The 23,049-nt window shown below is 33.9% G+C and carries 20 protein-coding genes and 1 tRNA gene; 11 read left to right on the forward strand and 10 right to left on the reverse strand.

Going from position 1 to position 23,049, the window contains the following annotated elements; all coding sequences use genetic code 11:
- Window positions 1-32 precede the first annotated feature (32 nt).
- The 3 genes from rpoN (at window position 33) to QYS49_RS09660 (ending at window position 2,930) form a co-directional block, all read left to right on the forward strand.
- Window positions 33-1,466: an RNA polymerase factor sigma-54 gene (gene rpoN, locus QYS49_RS09650; RefSeq protein WP_308347016.1), complete on the forward strand. Its 1,434-nt coding sequence runs from the start codon at window positions 33-35 to the stop codon at window positions 1,464-1,466.
- A gap of 104 nt (window positions 1,467-1,570) precedes the next feature.
- Window positions 1,571-2,083 (forward strand): PA-phosphatase, encoded by a 513-nt coding sequence (locus QYS49_RS09655; RefSeq protein ID WP_308347018.1) that lies wholly within the window; start codon window positions 1,571-1,573, stop codon window positions 2,081-2,083.
- A 67-nt stretch (window positions 2,084-2,150) separates the two neighbouring features.
- Window positions 2,151-2,930 (forward strand): enoyl-CoA hydratase/isomerase family protein, encoded by a 780-nt coding sequence (locus QYS49_RS09660; protein ID WP_308347020.1) that lies wholly within the window; start codon window positions 2,151-2,153, stop codon window positions 2,928-2,930.
- A gap of 108 nt (window positions 2,931-3,038) precedes the next feature.
- Here the strand turns inward: QYS49_RS09660 and QYS49_RS09665 are convergent, their stop codons facing one another.
- Complete coding sequence (locus QYS49_RS09665; RefSeq protein WP_308347021.1) at window positions 3,039-3,803, reverse strand: outer membrane beta-barrel protein; 765 nt, start codon at window positions 3,801-3,803, stop codon at window positions 3,039-3,041.
- A 178-nt stretch (window positions 3,804-3,981) separates the two neighbouring features.
- On the opposite strand from QYS49_RS09665, the gene QYS49_RS09670 reads away from it, so the two are divergent.
- Window positions 3,982-4,055 (forward strand) — tRNA-Arg (locus QYS49_RS09670).
- A gap of 182 nt (window positions 4,056-4,237) precedes the next feature.
- The gene (locus QYS49_RS09675; protein ID WP_308347022.1) at window positions 4,238-4,897 is read left to right on the forward strand and encodes a TlpA family protein disulfide reductase; all 660 of its coding nucleotides are present in this window, start codon (window positions 4,238-4,240) and stop codon (window positions 4,895-4,897) included.
- Here the strand turns inward: QYS49_RS09675 and QYS49_RS09680 are convergent, their stop codons facing one another.
- A complete protein-coding gene (locus QYS49_RS09680) occupies window positions 4,898-6,382 on the reverse strand; it encodes a S8 family serine peptidase (RefSeq protein WP_308347023.1) in 1,485 nt (494 codons plus the stop codon). It abuts the gene before it with no gap.
- A gap of 76 nt (window positions 6,383-6,458) precedes the next feature.
- Here QYS49_RS09680 and QYS49_RS09685 point away from each other — a divergent pair, with 76 nt between their 5' ends.
- On the forward strand, window positions 6,459-7,748 hold the full coding sequence (locus QYS49_RS09685; protein WP_308347024.1) for an aminopeptidase P family protein: 1,290 nt from the start codon (window positions 6,459-6,461) through the stop codon (window positions 7,746-7,748).
- A gap of 25 nt (window positions 7,749-7,773) precedes the next feature.
- Here the strand turns inward: QYS49_RS09685 and QYS49_RS09690 are convergent, their stop codons facing one another.
- From QYS49_RS09690 to QYS49_RS09710, 5 genes are all read right to left on the reverse strand, one after another.
- A complete protein-coding gene (locus QYS49_RS09690) occupies window positions 7,774-8,859 on the reverse strand; it encodes a hypothetical protein (protein WP_308347025.1) in 1,086 nt (361 codons plus the stop codon).
- 28 nt (window positions 8,860-8,887) lie between these two features.
- The gene (locus QYS49_RS09695) at window positions 8,888-9,571 is read right to left on the reverse strand and encodes a DUF6624 domain-containing protein (RefSeq protein WP_308347026.1); all 684 of its coding nucleotides are present in this window, start codon (window positions 9,569-9,571) and stop codon (window positions 8,888-8,890) included.
- A 152-nt stretch (window positions 9,572-9,723) separates the two neighbouring features.
- On the reverse strand, window positions 9,724-10,416 hold the full coding sequence (locus tag QYS49_RS09700; protein ID WP_308347027.1) for a cyclase family protein: 693 nt from the start codon (window positions 10,414-10,416) through the stop codon (window positions 9,724-9,726).
- Window positions 10,417-10,513: 97 nt separating this feature from the next.
- Window positions 10,514-11,038 carry a hypothetical protein gene (locus QYS49_RS09705; RefSeq protein ID WP_308347028.1) on the reverse strand — a complete coding sequence of 175 codons (525 nt, stop codon included), beginning with the start codon at window positions 11,036-11,038 and terminating at the stop codon, window positions 10,514-10,516.
- 12 nt (window positions 11,039-11,050) lie between these two features.
- Window positions 11,051-12,844 (reverse strand): fibronectin type III domain-containing protein, encoded by a 1,794-nt coding sequence (locus QYS49_RS09710; RefSeq protein ID WP_308347029.1) that lies wholly within the window; start codon window positions 12,842-12,844, stop codon window positions 11,051-11,053.
- Between the two features lie 431 nt (window positions 12,845-13,275).
- On the opposite strand from QYS49_RS09710, the gene QYS49_RS09715 reads away from it, so the two are divergent.
- From QYS49_RS09715 to QYS49_RS09730, 4 genes are read left to right on the forward strand one after another with little or no spacing between them, the layout of a single operon-like run.
- Window positions 13,276-14,094: an alpha/beta hydrolase gene (locus QYS49_RS09715; RefSeq protein WP_308347030.1), complete on the forward strand. Its 819-nt coding sequence runs from the start codon at window positions 13,276-13,278 to the stop codon at window positions 14,092-14,094.
- Window positions 14,095-14,151: 57 nt separating this feature from the next.
- Complete coding sequence (locus tag QYS49_RS09720) at window positions 14,152-14,712, forward strand: DinB family protein (RefSeq protein WP_308347031.1); 561 nt, start codon at window positions 14,152-14,154, stop codon at window positions 14,710-14,712.
- Window positions 14,712-15,134: a RidA family protein gene (locus QYS49_RS09725; RefSeq protein ID WP_308347032.1), complete on the forward strand. Its 423-nt coding sequence runs from the start codon at window positions 14,712-14,714 to the stop codon at window positions 15,132-15,134. The genes QYS49_RS09720 and QYS49_RS09725 overlap by 1 nt, the downstream gene beginning before the upstream one ends.
- Window positions 15,135-15,194: 60 nt before the next feature.
- The gene (locus tag QYS49_RS09730; RefSeq protein WP_308347033.1) at window positions 15,195-17,561 is read left to right on the forward strand and encodes a TonB-dependent receptor; all 2,367 of its coding nucleotides are present in this window, start codon (window positions 15,195-15,197) and stop codon (window positions 17,559-17,561) included.
- A 64-nt stretch (window positions 17,562-17,625) separates the two neighbouring features.
- Here the strand turns inward: QYS49_RS09730 and ald are convergent, their stop codons facing one another.
- Window positions 17,626-18,765, reverse strand: coding sequence for an alanine dehydrogenase (ald, locus tag QYS49_RS09735; RefSeq protein ID WP_308347035.1), 1,140 nt, complete (start codon window positions 18,763-18,765; stop codon window positions 17,626-17,628).
- Window positions 18,766-19,095: 330 nt separating this feature from the next.
- Between ald and QYS49_RS09740 the strand changes: the two genes are divergently transcribed.
- Entirely contained in the window at window positions 19,096-21,510 is a 2,415-nt protein-coding gene (locus QYS49_RS09740) for an alpha-ketoacid dehydrogenase subunit alpha/beta (RefSeq protein ID WP_308347037.1), read from the forward strand.
- A gap of 59 nt (window positions 21,511-21,569) precedes the next feature.
- Here QYS49_RS09740 and metF read toward each other — a convergent pair whose 3' ends face one another.
- Entirely contained in the window at window positions 21,570-22,523 is a 954-nt protein-coding gene (metF, locus tag QYS49_RS09745) for a methylenetetrahydrofolate reductase [NAD(P)H] (protein WP_308347039.1), read from the reverse strand.
- 66 nt (window positions 22,524-22,589) lie between these two features.
- Window positions 22,590-22,961, reverse strand: coding sequence for a four helix bundle protein (locus QYS49_RS09750; protein ID WP_308347040.1), 372 nt, complete (start codon window positions 22,959-22,961; stop codon window positions 22,590-22,592).
- Window positions 22,962-23,049 lie beyond the last annotated feature (88 nt).

The following is a 23,049-nucleotide window of genomic DNA, read 5'->3' on the forward strand; positions in this document are numbered from 1 at the left end:
AACATTGGCACAATTTTTAGTGAAATAGATTTATGCAAAAATTAGTACTCTCACAATCATTAGGACAAAGGTTGTCTCCTCAGCAAATTCAGTTTATAAAACTGTTACAAGTGCCTACTGCTGAGTTAGATACTAGAATTGAAGAAGAATTGGAAATAAATCCGGCTCTGGAAGAAGGAAAAGAAGAGCCAGAAGAGGATAATTATGAAGAGGATTATGAGGAAGATGCAACCGATGATGATTTTGATATAGAAGATTACCTCCATGATGATGAAGCCGGCTATAAAATGCAGGGTGATGGAAACAGTCAGGAGGAAGAAAAGGAGATGCCAATTGCCATGGGCACTACTTTGAATGACCAATTGATGACTCAATTGGGTTTTCTAGGCTTGGATAAGCATCAATATAAAATAGGAAAACAATTAATCGGAAGTATTGAAAGTGATGGCTATATCCGTAGAGAAATTAATGCTATTGTCAATGACTTGGCATTTTCACAAAATGTAAACACCGATGAAGATGAGATTGAAAGTGTATTGACCAAAATTCAGGATTTTGATCCAGCCGGAATAGCAGCTCGCAATTTAGAGGAATGTCTTTTACTGCAGTTAGAAAGAAAACTAGACCAATCAGAAGCTGTAAAATTAGCTTATCAAATTATTGATGAATGTTTTGAGGAGTTTTCTAAAAAGCATTATGAAAAAATAGTGAAGAAACTCAATATTGAGGATGAGTCATTATTTAAAGATGCCATCGATACTATTAAGCGCTTAAATCCTAAACCGGGTGGCTCTGGCTCGGGCGCTGTAAAAACACAATTTTTAATGCCTGATTTTATTCTGACTAATCAGAATGGAGAAATGGTTATCACCTTAAATTCAAGAAATGCACCAGATTTAAGGGTAAGTCCATCTTATTCTGAGATGTTGAAAGCCTATGATAAGGGCGATAAAAAGGATAAAAAATTAAAAGAGACTGTAGGTTTTGTAAAGCAAAAACTAGATGCTGCAAAATGGTTTATTGATGCTATCAAACAGCGTCAATTTACACTTTTGAACACTATGCAGGCAATTTTAGAATATCAATATGAATTTTTTAGAGAAGGAGACGAAAGCAAATTGCGTCCGATGATTTTAAAGGATATTGCTGAAAAGATTGATATGGATATTTCTACTGTTTCAAGAGTGGCGAATAGCAAATCTGTTCAAACAGAATTTGGAATTTATCCTTTGAAATATTTCTTTTCAGAAGGTATAGCTACGGAATCAGGAGAAGATGTAAGCTCAAGAGAAGTGAAAAATACGTTAAGAGGCTTTATTGATAAGGAGGATAAAAGTAAACCGCTATCAGATGATAAATTAGAAAAACTATTGAAGGAAAAAGGCTATAAAATTGCCCGAAGAACTGTTGCCAAGTATAGAGAACAGTTGAATATCCCAGTTGCACGTTTAAGAAAAGAGTTATAGTGAATAAATTCTGGGCGCATTTCATATCAGTAGTTTTTCAACCTTTGCTTATTCCAAGTTATATTTTTTTAGGGATTTTATTTATGCTTCCCTATAGTTTAAACATGACTGGGGATTTGGCTTGGAGATTTATGTCCATGATTTTCATGACTACTTTTCTTATCCCTTTAATGGGAATTTTACTCCTAAAATTTACCCGAAATATCACTAATTTGAATATGGAAGACAGAAAAGAAAGAGTCTTTCCATTTCTATTTAATGCCATTTTTTATGGAGCTACCACTTACCTTTTCTGGGAAAAATTCCGTTTTCCGAATTTGGTAACAGTTATTTTATTGTCTGTTACAATCAGCATCGTTATTTTAACCGTAATCACCATTTGGTGGAAAGTAAGTGCACATGCCATTGCTATTGCAGGTGCCACAGGAATATATCTTGCATTGCTATTAAAAGCTGAGCCTTCAGATTTTTATTATGCTGTAGCTATATGTTTTTTATTTTGCGGATTGGTCGGTAGTGCAAGATTAAAATTAGAGGCTCATGATTCCAAGCAAGTTTGGATTGGTTTCCTTGTTGGGTTTTTTGTAAATTTCCTCACAATTTTGATATTTAATTAAATTGAGCCAATTAGGCCGTTACACAATAGAAATTAATTATTAGATTCCATATAAAGAAAAATAAATAATGTACGAGTTTTTAAAATATGAACTTCACGATGGTGTTTGTACCATCACTTTTAATCGCCCAGATTTTTATAATGCTTTTAATGACGGCATCAGTTATGAATTTCAAGATGCATTGAAATCAGCTGGAAAAGATTCTGAAGTAAGAGTTGTAGTGATAACAGGAGAGGGGAAAGCCTTTTCTTCCGGTCAGGATTTGAAATCTGCTCGTGATGAGGATGATAAGATGTTTTATAACTCATTGGAGAAAAGATACAATCCGATCATCAGGGCAATGCGAAAGTTGCCAAAACCCATTATCGCCAGATTAAATGGAGTTGCGGCAGGAGCAGGATGTTCTTTAGCATTGGCTGCCGATATGATAATTGCTGCAGAATCTTCTAAAATGATTGAAGTTTTTATCAATATAGGGTTAGTTCCCGATTCTGGCTCTTCTTTCTTCCTACCGAATTTAGTAGGTTATCAAAAGGCATTTGAACTATGCGCTATGGGTACAAAAATCACAGCTCAGGAAGCCTATGAGTTAGGAATTGTGAATAAAGTAGTGAAAGATGATGAGTTAGATGCAGCTGTAAAATCTTATACGGATTATTTTGCAAAAGCGCCAACAAAATCAATTGGCATGATTAAGAAAATGTTGAACAAAGCTGCTACTTCTACTTTAGATGATATGTTGGAATATGAAAAATATTCACAGCAGATTGCTGGAACTTCAGAAGATTACAAAGAAGGAAAACAAGCCTTTTTAGAGAAGCGTAAGCCAGAGTTTAAAGGAGAATAGAAAAGGATAATAATAAAAAATATTCCGATACCTAGGATTGGGAATAAATAAAAAGACCACTTAAGAATTTTCTTAAGTGGTCTTTTTATACCTATTGAATTTAATTTTTTAGAAAAGGTTGAAACTCAACCCAAATCTATATGGAGTAGTTTGGGTAAACTCATCATTTGAATTGAGAGGTCCTCTTCCAGGGTTAAATAATTCTGAGAAATCGTATTGGAAATATGCGCCAAAGCCAGCGATGCCAACTCTAAAATGAGCACCATATCTAAATTGATTCAGCTCGAAATCTTCTTTTCTCTTAATTTTTTTAGTCTCTTCATTTTCCACATATTTAATTTTGGTTTTACCAGAAACTAAATAGCCAATACTACCACCAGCGGCTAAGAAAAATCCTCCGTCATCAATTTTATTCTTATTAAAGTAGTATCTGAATTCGAGTGGAATATTAATATAATTTGTTTCGAATTTTGATTTTTCCACAACCCCATTTCCAATCATATTAGCCCCAATGGAATCGATCATGATAACCTGGCCTTCAGTAGAAGGGTTAGAACCATAATTTAAAGTTAAACTAGTGTCGTTTGCAAATGCGTATTTATCAAAAGAAAAATTAAACCCACCATTAAAAGTGAAGTTTGAATTCCCAACTTGGATAGGATACATATACCCTATTTTAAATGAATTATTTCCAAGGGGCCTAAGATCTAAGGCTTCAACATCATTATTACTTAACATATTTAAGCCAAATGATAAGGTTAAATCACCTTTTAAATCTGGTCTGGGACCAAATGTATTTTTTTCTTCTAAATTCTGAGCCTGAATGGATATTGTGGTAGTCAATAATACAAATGCTACGAATAGTTTTTTCATTGGTGTTATTTTGAATTTTACTTTCGGGTGACAAAGATAGTGTTTTATGTAGAGGATAAATAAATAATTCATTTTTCTTATAAGAAATAATTATTTACCTTTGCACACTCATTTACAAACGCAGTGAATGATTTCATATTGTTTCTACAATTATAAAACAGTTTGAAAATTTTAAAATGGCCTTGTAGCTCAACTGAATAGAGCACCTGATTACGGCTCAGGAGGTTCCAAGTTTGAATCTTGGCAAGGTCACTTATTTAAACCCATTCAAAAGCGAATGGGTTTTTTTGTTTAAGTTTAATTAAGAACTTTTGTAACGAAATGAGTATAAATATTCGAAGGCGAATTTATACCAACCGAAGGATGCCTGCCTGCCGGCAGGCAGGAATATTTATCGCGAATTCCATGCGACCGTTGAAAATAAACATATACATATGAAATATTTATTCATATCTCTTCTTTTTATCTTTTTCTCCTGTTCTAGCCCTGAAAAGGATGAGTATACTTTAAAACTTGAGAGTTTTATTGAAGCATCTCAACATATATATAATGATCAAGCGGATGAATTATTGGAGTATTCAGACATATCTGCCTTTACAGATTCTATTATAGGAACTTCCATGGGTAATTATCAATTTCAAGATTATTATGGGAATGATGTTGATTTATTGACTGATTCAAAACCAGTCCTTTTGGAGTCGTTTGCTAGTTGGTGTGCACCGTGTATCAGTTCTATTCCTGCTTTAAATCAACTTTCAGAAGACTATCCTGAGGTTCGGTTTATTATTTTAGCACATGATACTCCTGATAAATTGGAAAAGTATGCAGATCAATTGAATTCTAGAATTCATTTTATTCCATCAGATAGTATTGTAAATGCAAGTAAAGTGATAAAACTAAAAGTAGGGGGGGTTCAGAGCATTTTTCCATTTCCTACTACTTTCTCTATTGATGCTAAAGGCGTAATTCAAAATGTGATGATAGGAGGCCCCAGAGCAGGTACTTTTGGTGGGAGGACCTATACTGAAGAAGAAGTATATGAAACGAATCTGGAAAGATTAGGAAGGGAGCTTGATCATTTGATTTCTAAATAATCAATTCCAATTCACTTCAAAAAGCAATTTATCTTGAGCAACAACTGTGGTGAATTTTGCTTCATCTACTTTCTCAATTTTTAAGCTTGTTTGTCCCTCTTCAATTTTGATAGATTCTTGTTCTAAAACATTTCTTGAATCTTCTTTATGGAAAATTACAAACACTTCAATTCCAGCTGGGATTTCTATTTCAATATAATCTTGATCAGAATTAATTGATTTGAAAATAGACTTTGGTTTTTCTTGGTTTAAAATTGAGATGATTTTTTCACTGTCAGGCACCCCATAACCGATATAGTTGTTAGGATTTTCAGCTAAATGGCTTCCTGATTTTATAATATCCATTACTTCTATATTACTTAAAGTGCTGTCATATTCCCATATACATGCCGCTAATCCTGTGATAACTGGAGCCGAAAAAGAAGTGCCATTGGATGCAAAACAAACTACATCTGGTTTTACATAGTCCAGTTTTTCAGGGCCAATTGAGGAATAATATATTTTGGACCAATCATCAAAACGAACAGCTCCCACTGTTAATATATCTTTTGCATCTGAAGGCAAAGATAGAATTTCCCAATTTTTGTGTCCATCATTTCCGGCAGCACTTACGATTAACATTCCCTTTTCGGCTGCCATTTGAGCAGTTTTTGTGATTATACTGCTTTTTCCATTCACCTCTTTTTTGCTATGATTTTCTTTTCTTTTATCATATCCATCAGTATACCCTAAAGAAGAATTGACCAATCTAATTCCCATTTCATGGAACAACTCAATAGCTTCTACCCAATAATCTTCTTCCAGCCTTCTTTCTCTGATACCGTGATCCGTTCTTGCTAAATACAGGTCCGCGTTTGTAGCCATGCCATATTTAATTGAGGTTCCATTGTCCGATCCTGCCATCATTCTTAATACCTGAGTGCCATGATCATCTCCAGAAATCCTTTTACCATAGAATGGATCATTATTCCCTTTTAAGAGATAATCCTGAAAAAATTTTATTTGCTCATTTTCAATTAAATGCTTTAGTGAAGGTTCTACATTGGCATTCATATATCCACCATCAATCACACCGATCTTTACATTTTTTCCACTTAATCCCAGGCTGTCAGTTATGAAATGAGCCTTAATTTGTTCTAATGCATAAGAATACTCTATTGTTGTTAGAGTTTCAATTGATAATGATTGAAGTTTTTTCTGAGGACTAATGCTTTTGACTAAATCATGATTTTTTAAGGTTTGAGCAATTTCTTCCTTTGTGAAAATACTAACCACGGGATTCCACTTCGATTGGTAGTGGAATTCTATATTTTCTGAATATTTCTTTTTTAAGCTGTCCTTTAAAAGTTCTATTTGTGGGTTTTTTGCATTCAAATAGTCAATATTAAATTCCATCCAGTACTTCTGTTGTGCTAAAACTGCAATCGAAAGCAGATAAAAAGGGATTAAAAGGAAGATTGTCTTGAAAAAAGCCTGTTTTAACATGTTGAATGAGATAATAAAATGTAAATTTGAAATTTACGAAGCTTAAACGATTAATTTGAAATAAATAGTAATTTTTATGAGATACAAAACTTTAGATTCATCCCTTTATATAAAGAACCGCAAAAATTTCATGAAGCAAATGCCTGCTCGTTCTTTGGCAGTATTCAATTCCAATGATGTGATGCCTATGAATGCAGATGGCACCATGACTTTCTGGCAAAATAGTGATTTGTTTTATTTGACGGGTATTGATCAGGAAGAAAGTATTTTGGTTTTATTCCCTGATTTTGATAATGATGGCTGGAGAGAGATTTTATTTGTAACCGAAACCAATGAGCATATAGCCGTTTGGGAAGGGCATAAATACACCAAAGAAGAAGCTACTGCTGCATCAGGTATTCCTACCGTAATGTGGTTATCACAATTTGAAACTGTTTTCAATACCTTGATGGCGGAAGCTGAGCAAGTTTTCATCAACACCAATGAACACATTAGAAATGCTACTCCTGTTGAAACAAGAGATATGCGTTTTATCAAATGGTTACAAGATAGATATCCTGCTCATCAATATAGAAAAGCAGCTCCAATTTTGTATGATTTAAGAGCGATTAAAGATCCTCAGGAAATCACGCAAATGGAAAGGGCTTGTAAAATTACGGAAGATGCATTTAGAAGAAGCTTAAAATTTGTTAAGCCTGGTGTTAAGGAATACGAAGTGGAAGCAGAAGTTTTACATGAGTTCATAAGACAAGGTTCAAAAGGTTTTGCTTATACCCCGATTGTGGCTTCTGGTGCAAATGCTTGTGTTTTACATTATATTGAAAACAAGGATGTTTGTAAAGATGGTGAGTTACTATTGATGGATGTAGGAGCAGAGTATGGTAATTACAATGCGGATATGACTCGCGCAATTCCTGTTAACGGAAGGTATACCCAGCGTCAAAAAGATGTTTATAATGCTGTTTTAAGGGTAATGAAGGAATGTTATAAAATCTTAACACCTGGAAACAGAATTCCAGAATATCATAAAGAAGTTGGGAAGTTGATGGAAAGTGAGTTATTAGGCTTAGGCTTATTAGATAAAACTGATATCAAAAATCAAGATCCTACAAATCCTGCATATAAAAAGTATTTTATGCACGGCACTTCTCACCATATCGGATTGGATGTTCATGATGTTGGGAATATTTATAGAAAATTTGAGCCGGGCATGGTATTTACTATCGAGCCTGGAATTTATATCCAAAATGAGGGCTTAGGCATTCGTTTGGAAAATGATGTAGTCATCACTAAAGATGGTCATCATGACATGATGGGCAATATTCCGATTGAAATCGATGAGATTGAAGATATAATGAATAGCTAAAAAAAGGAAAGCGATGACTGAGAGGTCATCGCTTTTTTATTTTCATCTCTGGTGAGTAGCTTGTATAAATTGTTTCCATGCCTTTTGTCATTGCTTCATATTTTTCAAGCAATTCATCCTCTGGAATAAGAAAAGTAAAGTCTATGGTATTCATGTTTTGGGTTACACTAGAAAATATGAAGGGTAGCTTAGTTTTCTTCAAGAAGTGGAGTTTTTCTTTCCTTTCGGTTAAGGTAGTTGCGTACCATTTTTCTCTTAGTTCATTATGGGCTTTCACTTCTTCTGGACTTCCAGGATCTCTCATAATTTTTCTTTTAAGACTGTCTGGTAAAGCGTCATGCGTATAGACCCAGTATTGACTCAAATGCATATAATCTGCACTGTCACTTTCATCTTTTTGATAATAAATATATGTTACAGCTGCTTCAGGATCCATTCTACCAGCATCCACAGCATTTCTCATTAGATTCTTAAGGTTCATAATACTCTTATCTTTAGCTCTTCTCCGATTAACATGAATTAACACAATGTTGTGATCTTGACCATTCAAATTTTCTCGATATCCTAACTCTATTTGTGAAGGGAAGCCATATTGTTCTGTGAAAGTTAAGATTTGTTGAAGGTTAGATTTTTCGTTTTTATAAATAATCTCATCAAATTCATCATAGTGTGGACGGTATAATTGATCTTTTTTCATTATTCCAGCAAATTCAGCTCTTTGCACAAGATCATATGCAGGAACTTTATTATTTAAAAGATTATCCCACTGTTCCTGAGTCAAGAAAGTTCCTACGAATACAGATTTAGTCTTTTCGGCATTTTCAGAGTTGTTAATAATGATTTGTAGATACTTATCTCTTTCATTAGGCATATTGGCTAATTGACTTGCTAGCGCTGCATTGAACACATCCTTTCCGAAAGGCTTTTCAATTAGTGGGAATGCACTTTGGTAGAGATTGACTGCTTCTTTGTATTCTTCTCTCACAATCTGCATCTCGGCATCTTTTACTAATTCAAAATAGCGAGGGATGTTGATTTCTTGGGGTTGGTTGCAAGATGATATTGATAACAGTAAGGCTAAGATAAAAAATATTAAATAGCATGATTTCATTGGTTTTGAATTAGTATTAAAGATATTTTTATTGAGGAACTTGATAAACATATGGTTCAGTAACCCCTCTTTTTATCATGTTTTCTTTATTCATTTCAAAATGCATTTGGGACATCATGTTTAAGTATTCTTCAATAGGGGGTAATCCAACTTCAGCTCTCCTTTTATTGACATTCGCGCTATCTTCCAATGGCTTCGGTATTGCTTGACATTTTTCTGAAATGTAGGTGACTTGGGTGCCATAAATCTGTTTTTGTCCCGTATTAATTTTTACTCTATCTGTTAGCAATCCAAAATTTCTAGAATTTGCATTTTCTTTTTGAACTTGTTTTTCTAGTTCTAAGAGTACCTTTTTCTGAAACTCAGGATCAAAATCGCTATGTTGAACCATCAGCCAATATGCTTGTTCTGCTTTTTCCCCAACTAAATCATAGCCGGGATAACCATATTGTTTTAAAATTTCTTCTAGTCTAATTTTATGAGTTCTAAATATGCTATCTTTTTTTGTATCCCATTGATCAGGAGTTAAGTGGTCATATTCTTTTGGAGGTCGGGCGTTTTTTGCAGCAAGTTGATCAATTTCTTTTAGCGCAATCAGTTCATTAGACAATTCTTCATTGAAGCTGACTTTTTGCTCTTTGTCACTTTTCTTTTCAGAAGTACAATTGGACAATAATATTCCTAGTGAAATTATTAAAATTAATTTTCTCATTGATTAAAGGTTTAAATAGTTTGATTTTTAATGTGATTTATGAAGTATTTAATTAAGATTATTTTATAATAATCTACTAAGGTAAGGATTTAATAATTTACGCAAAGGGTTGTATTGATTTATTTCGGAAAACCTAAATTATATATAAGATACTATTCAAAAACAGCTACAGCCCTAACAGGAGAACCCGTTCCACCTCTTATTTTTAAAGGAAATGCGATAAATCGAAATCTTCCTCTTCCGATTAGTTGATGCAAATTGATCATGTTTTCATAATGCGTGAAGCCTAATTCACCACAAATATGATGTACTTCTTTATTGGAGACTTTTCTTACGCCTGGAGACATAGTTTCCACTCCAAAAGCTGAAATCTTTTGTTCTCCTAGCCAGCGAGCGGTTTCGGCAGAAATTCCAGGGCCATTTCCCCAATCTTTTTTATTGAAATGTTTTCTGTAATGATCAGTATAAAGTAGTACCGTATCACCTTTTTTTATTTCAATATTAGCTTTTTTACACGTCAATTCAACTTCATGAGGTTCTATTAATTCTGCTAGCTTTTTGTGAGAAAAATCTAAACAAATCCCTTCGGTATAAAACATAGACAAGGGCATTTTGTCTATAGATTGCCCTTCATATTGCTGTGCCATGTGATTAATGGCATCTACATGAGTGCCCGTATGTTCTCCTAACTCTAGTTTATGAACAGCCGGAGTTCGTTTTTCAGGATTTTGAATACCAGCCCATTCTTCATGCGAATTATGGATTTTCATTTTGACTTGTGGAAGATCTTTAAAAACAGGCATCCCCTCATAAATTTCTTGGCTTAGGTCGATGATTTCGGGCATTTTATTTTTTGAGCATATTTTATCAGCAAATTACTAAAAAAAAGTCTGCATAATGGTTATGCAGACTTTCCTGTGACTTTATATTCAAAAATGACTTCTAATAAAACTTATCTTCATAATTTGAGAATTCAAAGGCTCCATCACTTAAAGTATAAGTGACTGAAGGGTCTTGCTCTGAACTAACTTTTATAAAAAATTCACCTTTTATTATATCCTTGTTGACTGTAGTGTATTTTAACCAAAGGCTATCAATCACAGTATAGGCATACGATAAATTAGTAGGGTGCTCATCGTATTCATCATGATGCACAAATCTAATTCCAATATTATCTTCTTTACTATACTCGCCTTCGCCACGAAAAGAGTCGTCCAAATGAGCAATACTTAGATCATATTCTCTGTCTCCTTCAACACCACGAAGTCCATTTTGAGCCCTGAAAGCTGTTGATTGTGATTCTGGACTGCTTCCAATACTCACCGCATTTAAAACTATCGGGCCTTTGTTAACATCCGCACTGTCAAGTTCAAATGTGGTTAGTGCATAATAACTCTCTTTTTTTTCACAGGCTGAGATTGATAAAATTATTATAATTAATGATATTCCTAAGATTAAGTTTTTCATGATTTTTCTTGTTTAGTATGACTCTGTGAATTTGACATCTATTTCTCCTTTAGAATGGTTTCGTTCAGAAAAGGTATAAGTTTTCTCTGGGTCTTCCCAGTGATACATATAATTTGGATCCCATACTTCATCTTCAATATTACTAAATTTAATTGTGCCTGCCCAATCAGCAGTAACAGTTCCTTCTGCACTACCCCACTTCGTATCTTTAGTACCTGTTAATTTGACTTTTGCAGCTAGATTTAGTTCTGAATTACCTTCGCTAGCCTTATAATCGTATTCTACTATACCAAATACACATATGTAACCATCATCTTCGGCCTTCCATTGAAAAAACTTTTTATTTACTTCCGCTGTTACAATATCGTTATTATCACCAAATCCCCAATCGTTATAATTCGTTGTTTTAAATTCAAACTGTTCATCATAAGTACGTGTATCTGGATTGTTTTCGGATTGAAGCACTAAGTGAATACGCCAATCTAAATCTCCTAAGTACCATGGCTCTACTTTATTTTTATACTTAATATGGTCAAGAGTAAAAAATTTATCAGAGCTTCTCTTTGAGTAATAAGTACCAATTAATTTAGATGATTCTAGTCGCCCACATTGATTGAAAGCACTCAATTTAATATTAATGTGTTGACCAGAAGAATAACCTGTGATTGTTCCGCTTAAAGTATTGCCTGAGTTAATGGTTTTTCTTCTGCGATTTGCTTCTCCATCGGCCCAGTAATCTAAGTGATATCCTGAAGCATTATCCACTTTATTCCATTGCACCTCTATACCAGTAGGTTTAGGAGTTACAGCAGTTGCCATTGGAATTTCAGGTAAACAATGGTCGGTTGAAATACCTATAAAAGAAATGCCTTTGCAATTATAGGCTTCAATTTTATAGTAAGATACTGCATCATTTATTGAGGGCGAATAATTGAAGTAGGTAGATTCTGTATTTCCAATGAAACTATAGCTAGCTGTATAATCTGAATATTTATAAATTCTATACGATACTGCATTGCTTGCCGCAGTCCAATTTAATTGCAGGTAGTTTCCAGAAAGTGTCGCAGATCCAGATTCAATTTTCCCAGGTACACTTTCGTATTCGCATTCTATTGGGTCTAAAAGAATTGGTTCTTTTGTAATGCTTCTACTAGAAATTTCGGTTCTCAAAGCATCGTTTGTTTTTTGTCCTTTATAATCAAAATCATCTGGTACGCTTTCAGATTTTCTCAAGACTATAACAGGGTCCTGTGGTGGATCATTTGCATCTATTTTTATTTTTTTTCCTTGATTATCATAACCTTTTAAGAATTTTAATTCCTTTTCATCAAATTTGTTTGGAAGATAATAGACATTAGGTATTTGAGTATCTGGATTCCATTTGTCAAAATTGATTGGAATACTAATTGTTAAATTTGGATCATCTTTTTCAATTTGAGCTAAATCTTTATTAGGATTCTTTTTTGAAATCAACAATATGGATTCAACTTCCTCTTTAAATTGAAAATTTTCATTTTTATAATCTTCAAATATCTTTCGAAGATAGACATTAAAATCACCATCAATTTGCTTCTGTGCTTCTTCATATAGGTAATTTCTAAAATCACCATTATTCAAAGCTTCAGCTAAGTTTTTTGTTATTTTATTTCGGTTTTTATTATTGTTGTCTTCTTTATTGTAATATTCAAACTGATTAGATTTTATGTTTACGTTTTCGGTAAATTTATCGAATTCTTTATTTTCTTGACAAGAGATTGTTAGAACTATAAGAATTATTAATGTAGTGTTTTTTATTAATTGGTTCATTTTATAAAAAAAAAATGTATAGGTTTTACTTTGACTTATTTTAAAATTTCTATAAATGAATATCATGGGGGAGGACGGGGCATAAGGTTTTGGTTTTATTACTTTAAAAATGTTTGTTGATAAATGTAATATATATTAATTTTTATAAAGGTAATTTAATGTCGAAAAAAATCAAACTTTCAGTAAGTTTATTCTAAAGGTTATTGAAATTATTGCAAATAGGCACAAAGCCCTGAAATTGTCTGTAGTCAAACTACCTGTCTTTAAAAACGGAATTGCCAAAATAAAATTCTTGGCTTAGGTAGATGATTACGACACTATTGTTCAGATTTATTCAGGTTCAAATTATTTGAATAATATTTAAATATATTCTAGATTTAATAGTTTACTGTCAAAATAAAAGTCAATTTTCAATTAGACATAATTAACCCATGAGTAAATTCCTAATCCTTCTTTTCCTCCCATTAAACCTAATAGCCATTGACCCTGACAGGGAATATACTATGACTCCCGATTCCATTGGTTGGGAATATGAAGAATTAATAATTACTACAGAAGATGGTTATGATTTGAATACTTGGATTTATGCCGCTAATCCTGAAAACCAAAAAGATGAGGTTCTGATTTTGGCTTATCCTGACGCAGGAAATATGTCCTATTTCGTTTATCATGCTTCCATTATGGCAAATTTAGGATATACAGTGGTCACTTTTGACTATAGAGGATTTGGCAAAAGTTCTGATTTTAAAATCAAATCTGAATATTTGTTTCATACTGAGTTTTCCAATGATTTAAAAGCGATTGTAGATTTCACTGAAAGTAGATTTAAAGATCAAAAACTAGGTATTTGGGCGTTGTCAATGGGCACTATGGTCACCACTTATACTTTTGAAGATATTAAGGATAAAATAGATTTTCTGATTTACGATGCATTCGTTTATAATCCTGAAGATCATATCCGAAGAATAAAATCTCTAAAGGGAAATGAGACCTTTTCACCAATTAAATCTGATGAATATTTCTTAAAATGGAAAGCAATCGATATTCCCATTTTGCTTTTTGCAGGAACAGAGGATAAAGTCACTACAGCTCAGGATGCTAAATCAAATAGACATAAATTTACTGTAGAACCAGAAGTTAAAATTTATGATGGAGGGCATTTAATGGGATTTCAGCATGAAATTGAGACTGGTGGATTTGGTAAATGGTATTCGACCCAGATGGATGAGTTTATTCAAAGTAATTTATAAGGCAATGGAAACTACATAATTTCCCTAACCTTTCTCCCTGAAATCCGATAAGCAAATATGATTTGGCTAAAAGACGTAATTAAAGACTTAAAAGAAATAGAAGAAACTACTACCTATGAGTTTCAAGATTTAAGCGAAGAAGAGTTAGTTTGGAAACCTGCACCTGATAAATGGTCGATTGCGGAATGTCTGCAACATATCATCATTGCTAATTCAATTTATATAAAGGATATAGAAAAGCGACTGCAAAAAGCAGAAGTCAAAACCATCGAATACCCTATCAATTTCTCAATCACAGGAAAATTATTTCTATATGCAGTTGATCCAAAATATAAATGGAAAGTCCCTGCGCCTAAGATTTTCAAGCCTGTAAAAGAAAATAAAGTAGAGAAAGGTCATGAAACCCTTGAAGAATTTTTAAAATTGCAGGAAGAAATCATTGGTGTATCATTGAAAGCCTGTGCTTACGATCATCAGCATGTTCATACTTACAGTCCATTAAGTAAATTATTGAAATTCAATGTAGGCGAACAATTGTATATCATGATGCGGCATACTAAGCGGCATATCAATCAGGCAAAAAAAGTAAAAGAACAATTACCGAAAACAGTAGCATAATGGAAGATAATATCAGAAACTCAGATCGTGCACCATTACCCGTTGGCTTATATCCACATGCTCGAAAAGTGGGTGGTTTGCTATTTCTTTCAGGAGTTGGTCCCAGAAAAAAGGATAGTAAAAATATTCCAGGTGTGGAGCTGAATGATAAAGGAGAGATAGTTTCTTATGATATTGAAACTCAATGCAAATCAGTTTTTGAGAATGTTCGTATGATTTTAGAAGATTGTGGTAGCAGTTGGGATAAGTTAGTGGATGTGCAAGTCTTCCTTACTAATATGAAAGATGATTTTTCTACTTTTAATAAGGTGTATGCCGATTATTTCAAGGATATTCAGCCTTGCAGAACTACAGTGGAGATAAATGCCTTGCCAACACCCATAGCCATTGAATTAAAATGTGTGGCTGAGGTTTCTTCTTAAAATTTAAACTTTTATAGCTTTCAGCAGTTCAATTAAGTGTATCGACATTGAAAAAAACTAATGAAATACACTCTAATTTTATTCTTATCATTTCTTATTTTAAATCCAGTTTTTGCTCAAAATGCAATTGTAGAAGGAATAATTTCTGATCCTGATTCAGGTAAAGTAATTCCTTTTGCTCAAGTCGCATTTTATCAAAGTGATAGCCAATCGCCTGTTACAGGAGCTACTACTGATGAAAGCGGAAGTTTTAATATTTCAATTGAGCCTGGTGATTATAGAATGATAGTTTCATTTGTTGGGTACCAAGATTTTGAACAAAAAATTACCGTTCACGAAGGTGGTGTGAATTTGGGTGATATAGAACTTTCAGTTGAAGAGGAAATTATGGACGAAGTAGTAGTGGAAGGAAACGAAGTAAGACGACCTGTAATGACTACTATGGAAGGAATGGAAATTAAACCTGATGAAACAATAGCAAATGTAGGAGGTACGCTTTTAGATATTTTAAGAAATACGCCTTCCGTAAATGTATCAGATGACGGAAGTGTATCTTTAAGAGGTAGTGGAAGTACAAATGTGTTAATTGATGGAAGAAACTCAGCTTTAGCTACTGATTTAGAGCAAATTCCAGCAAGTGCAATTGAAACGGTAGAAATTATAAATAATCCCAATGCAAAATATGATGCATCTGCAGATGGTGGGGTAATTAATATCAAATTGAAAAGAGGTGAAGAGTTAGGGACTAATGCGCGAGCTGAATTGACAATGGGAACTCGAATGCGTACAAATGCCAGTGTGAATTTATCTCAAAGAACTGCTAGATATGCCATTTATGGAGGATACAGCTATAGAAAGTGGCCTAGAGTAGGAAGTAGGGAAACAGAAAGAAGAAGTACATTTAACGGAGAAAACGAATTATTTCGTCAAGAGCAAGAAGGTAGAAATGAAGACTCAGAACATACAGTTAACTATGGCGGAGATTATTTCTGGGGACAGAATAAATTAAGTATTGAAGGAGTATTTAATACTGAAGATGAAAGTGATTATGAGTCGAGCAAGGCTTTTATTCAAAATCTAGATAATGATGAATTTTCGACTAGATACGTGAGAAACAATAATGAAACAGAGCAGAATTACACTTATGATAATGCTTTAATATATGAAAGAGATTTTGATGATAAGGATAAATTTTTTAGAGCATTAGCTAGCGTTTCCATCAGAGATCAAGTTGAGAATCAAAAAATCGATATTTATAATAATACATTAGAAGATGAAGGAAGAGATCCTAATAGAATTGAGGGAAGTACAACGGATGAGTTTAGAAATACTTCTGTCATCCAATTAGATTATGCAACACCTGTTTTAGGTGGATTGATAGAAACTGGTTATAAGTCTATTTTTAGAAAATTTGATAACGATTATAAATATGGATTAGGGAATCCGCAATCAGAAAATTTTCAATCATACGACAGTATTAGTAATCGCTTTATTTATCAAGATCAGATACATGCCCTTTATGCTATATATTCTGACAGTATACCAAATTTCAATTATGCTGTTGGTTTAAGAGCCGAGCAAACATTACTGGAAAATGAATTGTTGAATGTGGAAAATTCATTAGTCGCAGTAGAAGACTTAAATAACAATCAACGTTATCTTGATTTCTTTCCAAGTGTGCAGTTAGCATATCACCTGAATGATCATCATATTTTAAAATCAACTTACTCCAGAAGGATAGATAGACCGAATGGATGGAGTTTAAATCCATTTCCAGATTTTGCAGATTCATTGAATGTGAGGGTAGGAGCGCCTAATCTTCAACCTGAATATATAAATTCTTTTGAATTGGGTCATATGTATCAAAAGGGAGGATTTACCTTGACTACTAATGCTTTTTATAGAAGAATCAATGGGCAGGTAGATTGGATTGTGAGGGTTGAAGATGGTATTTCCTATAGAGGCCCACAAAATTTAAATACTGCAGATTTATATGGAGTTGAATTTATAAATACTACTGAATTAGCAGACTGGTGGAATTTGAATGCCAGTTACTCAATATTTGAATCAAGAATTGATGGTACTAATTTAGATGAAAGCTTTACAAATAGAGGTTTATCTTGGTATGCTAAAGTTACCACAGATATCAGTTTGCCATTAGGTATAAACCTTCAATTTACTGGAAATTATTTTGCTCCTGAAATTGAGGCTCAAGGTAGAGATTTAGCTCGATATTATGTGGATGGAAGCTTGCAAAGATATTTCCTTAATAAGCAATTAAGCATAAGTGCTAGTTTCAGAGATTTATTTGATACTCGAAATTTCAGAGGAGAAAATTTTGGTCCTGAATTTGAGCAAACATTTACACGAAAAAGAGAAACTCAAATTATATTATTAACAGCTTCTTATAATTTAAAGGCTGATTAAGACTAAAAAAAAAGCCTTTTTGTAGTAATACAAAAAGGCTTTCTATTATTTGAATTAATAATTTTTAATCTTTTAATTTTCCCCAAACATCTCCCAAATATTTCTCAAATGGAACGTGCTCTAAATCGTAAGCTTCAGCAACAGCATCATAAACCACATCTCCTTTGATAACATTTAATCCTAAAGCTAATTCTCTATTTTCCTGACAAGCTTTTACCCATCCTTTGTTTGCTAATTGAATAGCATAAGGAAGTGTAGCATTTGTTAGTGCCAATGTAGAAGTATAAGGAACTGCTCCTGGCATGTTAGCTACACAGTAGTGTACTACATCATCAATAATATAAGTAGGATCTTCGTGAGTCGTAGGCTTACATGTTTCAATACATCCACCTTGATCCACAGCAACATCAACAAGTACCGTTCCTGGTCTCATTTCTTTTAACATATCACGAGTGATTAAGTGTGGTGCTTTTCCACCTGGAATTAAAACTGCTCCAATAATTAAATCAACTCTATGTAACATCTCGCGAATGTTGTATTCATTAGACATAAAAGTGTTAACATTTGCAGGCATTACATCATCCAAATAACGTAAACGTTGTAGGTTTACATCCATGATGGTAACATCAGCGCCCATACCGGCAGCCATTTTAGCAGCATTTGTTCCAACAACACCACCGCCCATAATCATAACTTTAGCAGGGCGAACACCAGGTACACCACCTAATAAAATTCCTCTTCCTTTTAATGGTTTTTCTAAGTATTTCGCACCTTCCTGAATAGACATTCTTCCCGCTACCTCAGACATTGGTACCAAAAGGGGTAAGCTTTTATCTGTTTTCTCCACAGTTTCATAAGCCAAACAGATTGACTTATTTTTGATCATTGCCTTGGTTAAACCTTCATAAGCGGCAAAGTGGAAGTAAGTAAATACCAATTGATCTTCTTTGATCAATTCATATTCCTCTTCTATAGGCTCTTTTACCTTCATAATCATCTCAGCTTTCGCATAAGTGCTTTGAATGTCAGGTAAAATTTGAGCACCTGATTCTACATAATCTTCATCCAAAAAACCACTTCCTTCTCCGGCAGTAGCCTGTACAAATACTTGGTGGCCTCTTTTGACCAACTCTTGTGTACCGGCCGGTGTCAAGGCGACACGGTTTTCGTTGTTTTTGATTTCTTTTGGTACCCCAATGATCATAACAAAATAATTTTAATGTTTCCTAATGGGGGCAAATATAAAGCAAACAATAGAAATTACAGACTTTGTGTATACTTTTTTAAGACACTTTATTTATTAATTTCAAAATCAGATTAATATTTTATTTTGAATCTTTATAGTTCGTTAATGTTTGGTGAAATATTATTTTGACAGAATGATAAAAGCCAAAAATATAAACTGACTTGTGCTTTCCAAACGCTTGTTAGGCTTAACTGTCAAATTAGGATTTGAAAGCCTCATCATTTTGGTTATTTTTGTTGAACTTACTTAAAAAGTGAGCTTGTATTTTCTCAATAAAACACAAAGCTGATGACAACCACCAAAAGCAATAAGAATAAAAAATCCTCTTTTTCTAAGGAGGAGGTCTTAAACGATTTTCGTTTAGGATGGGAGAGTAGGCATGCCAGTTTGATGGGGCGTAAAGAAGTTTTCATGGGTAAAGCTAAATTCGGGATTTTCGGTGACGGAAAAGAATTAGCACAATTAGCTATGGCTAAATCTTTCCAAAATGGAGATTTTAGGTCTGGTTATTACCGTGACCAAACTTTCATGTTTGCCATTGGTGAGTTAGGCATACAAGAATATTTTGCTCAGCTTTATGCTCATACAGACGTTAATGCCGATCCTGCTTCTGCTGGTCGATTAATGAATGGACACTTCGCCACTAGAATGTTGGATGAAGCAGGGAAATACACAAAATTGACAGAAAGCAAAAATAGCTCTTCTGATGTTTCACCAACGGCAGCACAAATGCCCAGATTGGTAGGATTAGCTTTTGCTTCAAAATTATTCAGAAATAATAAAGAATTAAATAAAAAGGAATTCGAACAGTATTCCATTAATGGAAATGAAGTGGCTTTCGGAACCATAGGAAATGCTTCCACTTCGGAAGGGATGTTCTATGAATCGATAAATGCTGCTGGGGTTTTACAAATTCCTATGTTGGTCTCTGTTTGGGATGATCATTATGGAATAAGTGTCCCGCAGGAATTCCATACCACTAAAAGTAGTATCTCTGAGGCTTTGGCCGGTTTCCAAAGAACAAAAGATAAAAAGGGATATGAAATCTTAACAGTTAAAGGTTGGGATTATGAAGCTTTGGTAGAGACCTATCAAAAGGCTGCAAAAATTTCCCGCGAAGAACATGTTCCATCTTTGGTGCATGTTTATGATATGACACAGCCGCAAGGTCACTCTACCTCAGGTTCTCATGAACGTTATAAGTCAAAAGAAAGATTGGAATGGGAAGCAGAATATGATTGCTTAAACCAATTCAGGAAATATATTCTTGACAATAAAATTGCTTCTGTAAAGGAATTAGATGAGATAGAGAATGAAGCTAAAAAGACAGCAAAGGATGCTAAAGATGCAGCTTGGAAAGCCTTTATAGGTGAAATTAAAGAGCAGCAGAAAGAAGCTTTAGGATTGTTGAAAGCTTTGGCAGAGGAATCTGACCAAAATGAGATTTCCGAAATTGCACAGGAGTTGAAATCAGCAATGAATCCATTAAGATTGGATAATATCAAAGCCGTTAAAAAGGCGTTACGATTGGTTATCAATCACCAAGGTGAAGCTAAGCAAAAGCTTATTAATTGGTTGAAAGCTGTAAATGAAGAAGGGCATGATCGCTATAGTTCTCATTTATATAGCGAATCAGATGAATCTGCTTTAAAGGTTGAGGTAATAAATCCAGAGTATTCTAATGATCCTAAAAAAGTAGATGGTAGAGAAGTATTGCAAGCTTGTTTTGATGCAGCACTAGCTCGTGATCAAAGGGTATTTGCTTTTGGTGAGGATGTTGGTAAAATTGGTGATGTAAACCAAGCCTTCGCAGGGTTGCAGGAAAAGTATGGTGATTTGCGGGTGATGGATACTGGTATTCGCGAATGTACCATCTTAGGTCAAGGAATAGGAACAGCCTTGAGAGGTTTAAGACCAATAGCCGAAATTCAATATTTAGATTATTTATTGTATGCCATTCAAATTATGTCAGATGATTTGGCATCTCTTCAATACAGAACTAAAGGTGGGCAGAAAGCGCCATTAATTATACGGACGAGAGGTCACCGTTTAGAAGGTGTTTGGCATTCAGGATCTCCTATGGGCATGATTTTAAATGCTATCAGAGGGATTTATGTATTGGTTCCAAGAAATATGACTCAGGCAGCAGGATTTTACAACACTATGTTGCAGTCCGATGATACGGCACTAATTATTGAATGCTTGAATGGCTATAGATTAAAAGAATCTTTACCAGAAAATGTTGGTGAGTTCACTGTTCCTTTAGGTCAGCCAGAAGTAATCAGAGAAGGAAGTGATGTAACTATTGTAACATATGGTTCTATGTGCAGAGTGGTAATGGATGCAGCTAATCAGTTAGCAGATCAGGGGATTTCTTGTGAAGTGATAGATGTACAGACTTTATTGCCATTTGATATTGATCACAGCATAGTAGAATCGGTTAAGAAAACAAATCGAGTAGTTTTTGCAGACGAAGATGTTCCAGGTGGCGCTACAGGTTTTATGATGCAAAAAGTATTGGAAGAGCAGAAAGCTTATAAATACTTGGATGCTCAACCAATTACGATTACTTCAAACGAGCACAGACCTGCTTACGCATCAGATGGAGATTATTTCAGTAAGCCACAAATAGAGGATGTTTTTGAAAGAATTTATGCCATGATGCATGAATTTGATCCGGAGCAGTTTCCTGCTTTGTATTGATATAAATAAGATAGAATCAACTTTTCCAAAATATTGAACTTTGGAAAAGTTGATTGTTTTTAAAATACCCCTTCTGCAATTCTATAAATTGGATCAGATTTCCCCATAGAATAATAATGTAGACATGGTGCACCAAATTCAATCAGTTCTTTTGACTGTTGAATGCACCATTCAATCCCAACTTCTTTTGCAGCTGCATTATCTTTGCATTTTTCAAGTTCATCCACCAAATCATCTGGCAAGTCCAAGTAAAAGGTTCTTGGCAAGGCAGACATTTGTTTTAACGAGGTAATTGGTTTTAATCCGGGTATGATAGGTACATTAATTCCTTCCGCTCTACAAAGCTTTACAAAATCGAAATATTTTTGGTTATCGAAAAACATCTGGGTCACCACATATTCTGCACCCTTTTCTACCTTCTGCTTCAAAATTTTCAGATCGGATTTCATACTCGGAGCTTCGAAATGCTTTTCAGGATATCCAGCAACACCTATGCAAAAATCAGTGGGTGTAGCAGACTGTAGCTCTTCGTCTATGTATTTTCCCTGGTTCATGTCCACTACCTGCTCCATCAATTCAATGGCATAAGCATGGCCATTAGGATCGGGAACAAATTTATTTTCCGATTTTATAGGATCACCTCGCAAAACTAAAACAGAATCAATTCCTAAGAAGTCAAGATCTATTAAAGCATTTTCTGTTTCTTCTTTACTAAATCCGCCACAAATAATGTGAGGGACTGTGTCAATGTCAAATCTATTTTTTATGGCTGCGCAAATTCCAACGGTACCTGGTCGCTTTCGAGTTGTGCGCTTTTCCAATAAGCCATTGCCTTTATCTCTATAAATATATTCCTCCCTGTGATAAGTAACATCGATAAAAGGAGGCTTGAATTCCATTAGTGGCTCAATATTTTCGAATAAAGCTTTTATATTTTGTCCTTTCAATGGAGGTAAAATCTCAAATGAGAAAACTGTTTTTTTTGCGTTATTTATGTGTTCAGTTACTTTCATGATTCAAGTTTTCAGGTTGTCGAGTTGGCAGGTTGTCAAGTTGCCATGCATTTCTAATATTGATTTTTAATTCGATTTAGATCTTAAATATTTAATTAGTGCTAAAAGTTGATAATGAAGTTTCTCGTTTTGTTGAATAAGATTATCAAGTTTAGATTCTGGGATATATTCCAAATCAGATCCTAAATAAAGCATACTTTTTACCTCTAAATTTGATGCAGTTGCTATATCTAAAAATCTTCGAAAATCTTTATTACTATATCTTCCAAAACCCTCAGCTATATTATTCATAATAGATATTGAAGCTCTTCTGATTTGGTCTTTGAATGCATAATCCTTATTTAATCCTTCATTTGTAGTTATATGATAAATCACTTTTGTAAACTCTCTGGCATCTTTCCAAACTTCTAAATCTTCGAATCTTTTTATTGTCGCCATTTCAAATTATTATTTTTTAATTCAAGTTTTTTTTAATTGAAACTAAATCAGATTAACTGAGAACTTGACAACTTGTAAACCTGCCAAC

It is taken from the genome of Marivirga salinae (genome assembly GCF_030503855.1).
In the GTDB taxonomy this organism is placed as follows: domain Bacteria; phylum Bacteroidota; class Bacteroidia; order Cytophagales; family Cyclobacteriaceae; genus Marivirga; species Marivirga salinarum.

What these genes read in the sequence shown, in the direction of transcription:
- QYS49_RS09700 (WP_308347027.1), bottom strand. Translation starts at nt 10,416, where the DNA reads ATGCCCGAAATCATCGACCTAAGCCAAGAAATTTATGAGGGGATGCCT.
- QYS49_RS09705 (WP_308347028.1), bottom strand. Translation starts at nt 11,038, where the DNA reads ATGAAAAACTTAATCTTAGGAATATCATTAATTATAATAATTTTATCA.
- QYS49_RS09690 (WP_308347025.1), bottom strand. Translation starts at nt 8,859, where the DNA reads ATGAAATCATGCTATTTAATATTTTTTATCTTAGCCTTACTGTTATCA.
- QYS49_RS09725 (WP_308347032.1), top strand. Translation starts at nt 14,712, where the DNA reads ATGGAAGATAATATCAGAAACTCAGATCGTGCACCATTACCCGTTGGC.
- QYS49_RS09660 (WP_308347020.1), top strand. Translation starts at nt 2,151, where the DNA reads ATGTACGAGTTTTTAAAATATGAACTTCACGATGGTGTTTGTACCATC.
- QYS49_RS09695 (WP_308347026.1), bottom strand. Translation starts at nt 9,571, where the DNA reads ATGAGAAAATTAATTTTAATAATTTCACTAGGAATATTATTGTCCAAT.
- QYS49_RS09730 (WP_308347033.1), top strand. Translation starts at nt 15,195, where the DNA reads ATGAAATACACTCTAATTTTATTCTTATCATTTCTTATTTTAAATCCA.
- QYS49_RS09740 (WP_308347037.1), top strand. Translation starts at nt 19,096, where the DNA reads ATGACAACCACCAAAAGCAATAAGAATAAAAAATCCTCTTTTTCTAAG.
- QYS49_RS09680 (WP_308347023.1), bottom strand. Translation starts at nt 6,382, where the DNA reads ATGTTAAAACAGGCTTTTTTCAAGACAATCTTCCTTTTAATCCCTTTT.
- QYS49_RS09715 (WP_308347030.1), top strand. Translation starts at nt 13,276, where the DNA reads ATGAGTAAATTCCTAATCCTTCTTTTCCTCCCATTAAACCTAATAGCC.
- QYS49_RS09685 (WP_308347024.1), top strand. Translation starts at nt 6,459, where the DNA reads ATGAGATACAAAACTTTAGATTCATCCCTTTATATAAAGAACCGCAAA.
- rpoN (WP_308347016.1), top strand. Translation starts at nt 33, where the DNA reads ATGCAAAAATTAGTACTCTCACAATCATTAGGACAAAGGTTGTCTCCT.
- QYS49_RS09720 (WP_308347031.1), top strand. Translation starts at nt 14,152, where the DNA reads ATGATTTGGCTAAAAGACGTAATTAAAGACTTAAAAGAAATAGAAGAA.
- QYS49_RS09655 (WP_308347018.1), top strand. Translation starts at nt 1,571, where the DNA reads ATGACTGGGGATTTGGCTTGGAGATTTATGTCCATGATTTTCATGACT.
- QYS49_RS09665 (WP_308347021.1), bottom strand. Translation starts at nt 3,803, where the DNA reads ATGAAAAAACTATTCGTAGCATTTGTATTATTGACTACCACAATATCC.
- QYS49_RS09710 (WP_308347029.1), bottom strand. Translation starts at nt 12,844, where the DNA reads ATGAACCAATTAATAAAAAACACTACATTAATAATTCTTATAGTTCTA.
- ald (WP_308347035.1), bottom strand. Translation starts at nt 18,765, where the DNA reads ATGATCATTGGGGTACCAAAAGAAATCAAAAACAACGAAAACCGTGTC.
- QYS49_RS09675 (WP_308347022.1), top strand. Translation starts at nt 4,238, where the DNA reads ATGAAATATTTATTCATATCTCTTCTTTTTATCTTTTTCTCCTGTTCT.
- metF (WP_308347039.1), bottom strand. Translation starts at nt 22,523, where the DNA reads ATGAAAGTAACTGAACACATAAATAACGCAAAAAAAACAGTTTTCTCA.
- QYS49_RS09750 (WP_308347040.1), bottom strand. Translation starts at nt 22,961, where the DNA reads ATGGCGACAATAAAAAGATTCGAAGATTTAGAAGTTTGGAAAGATGCC.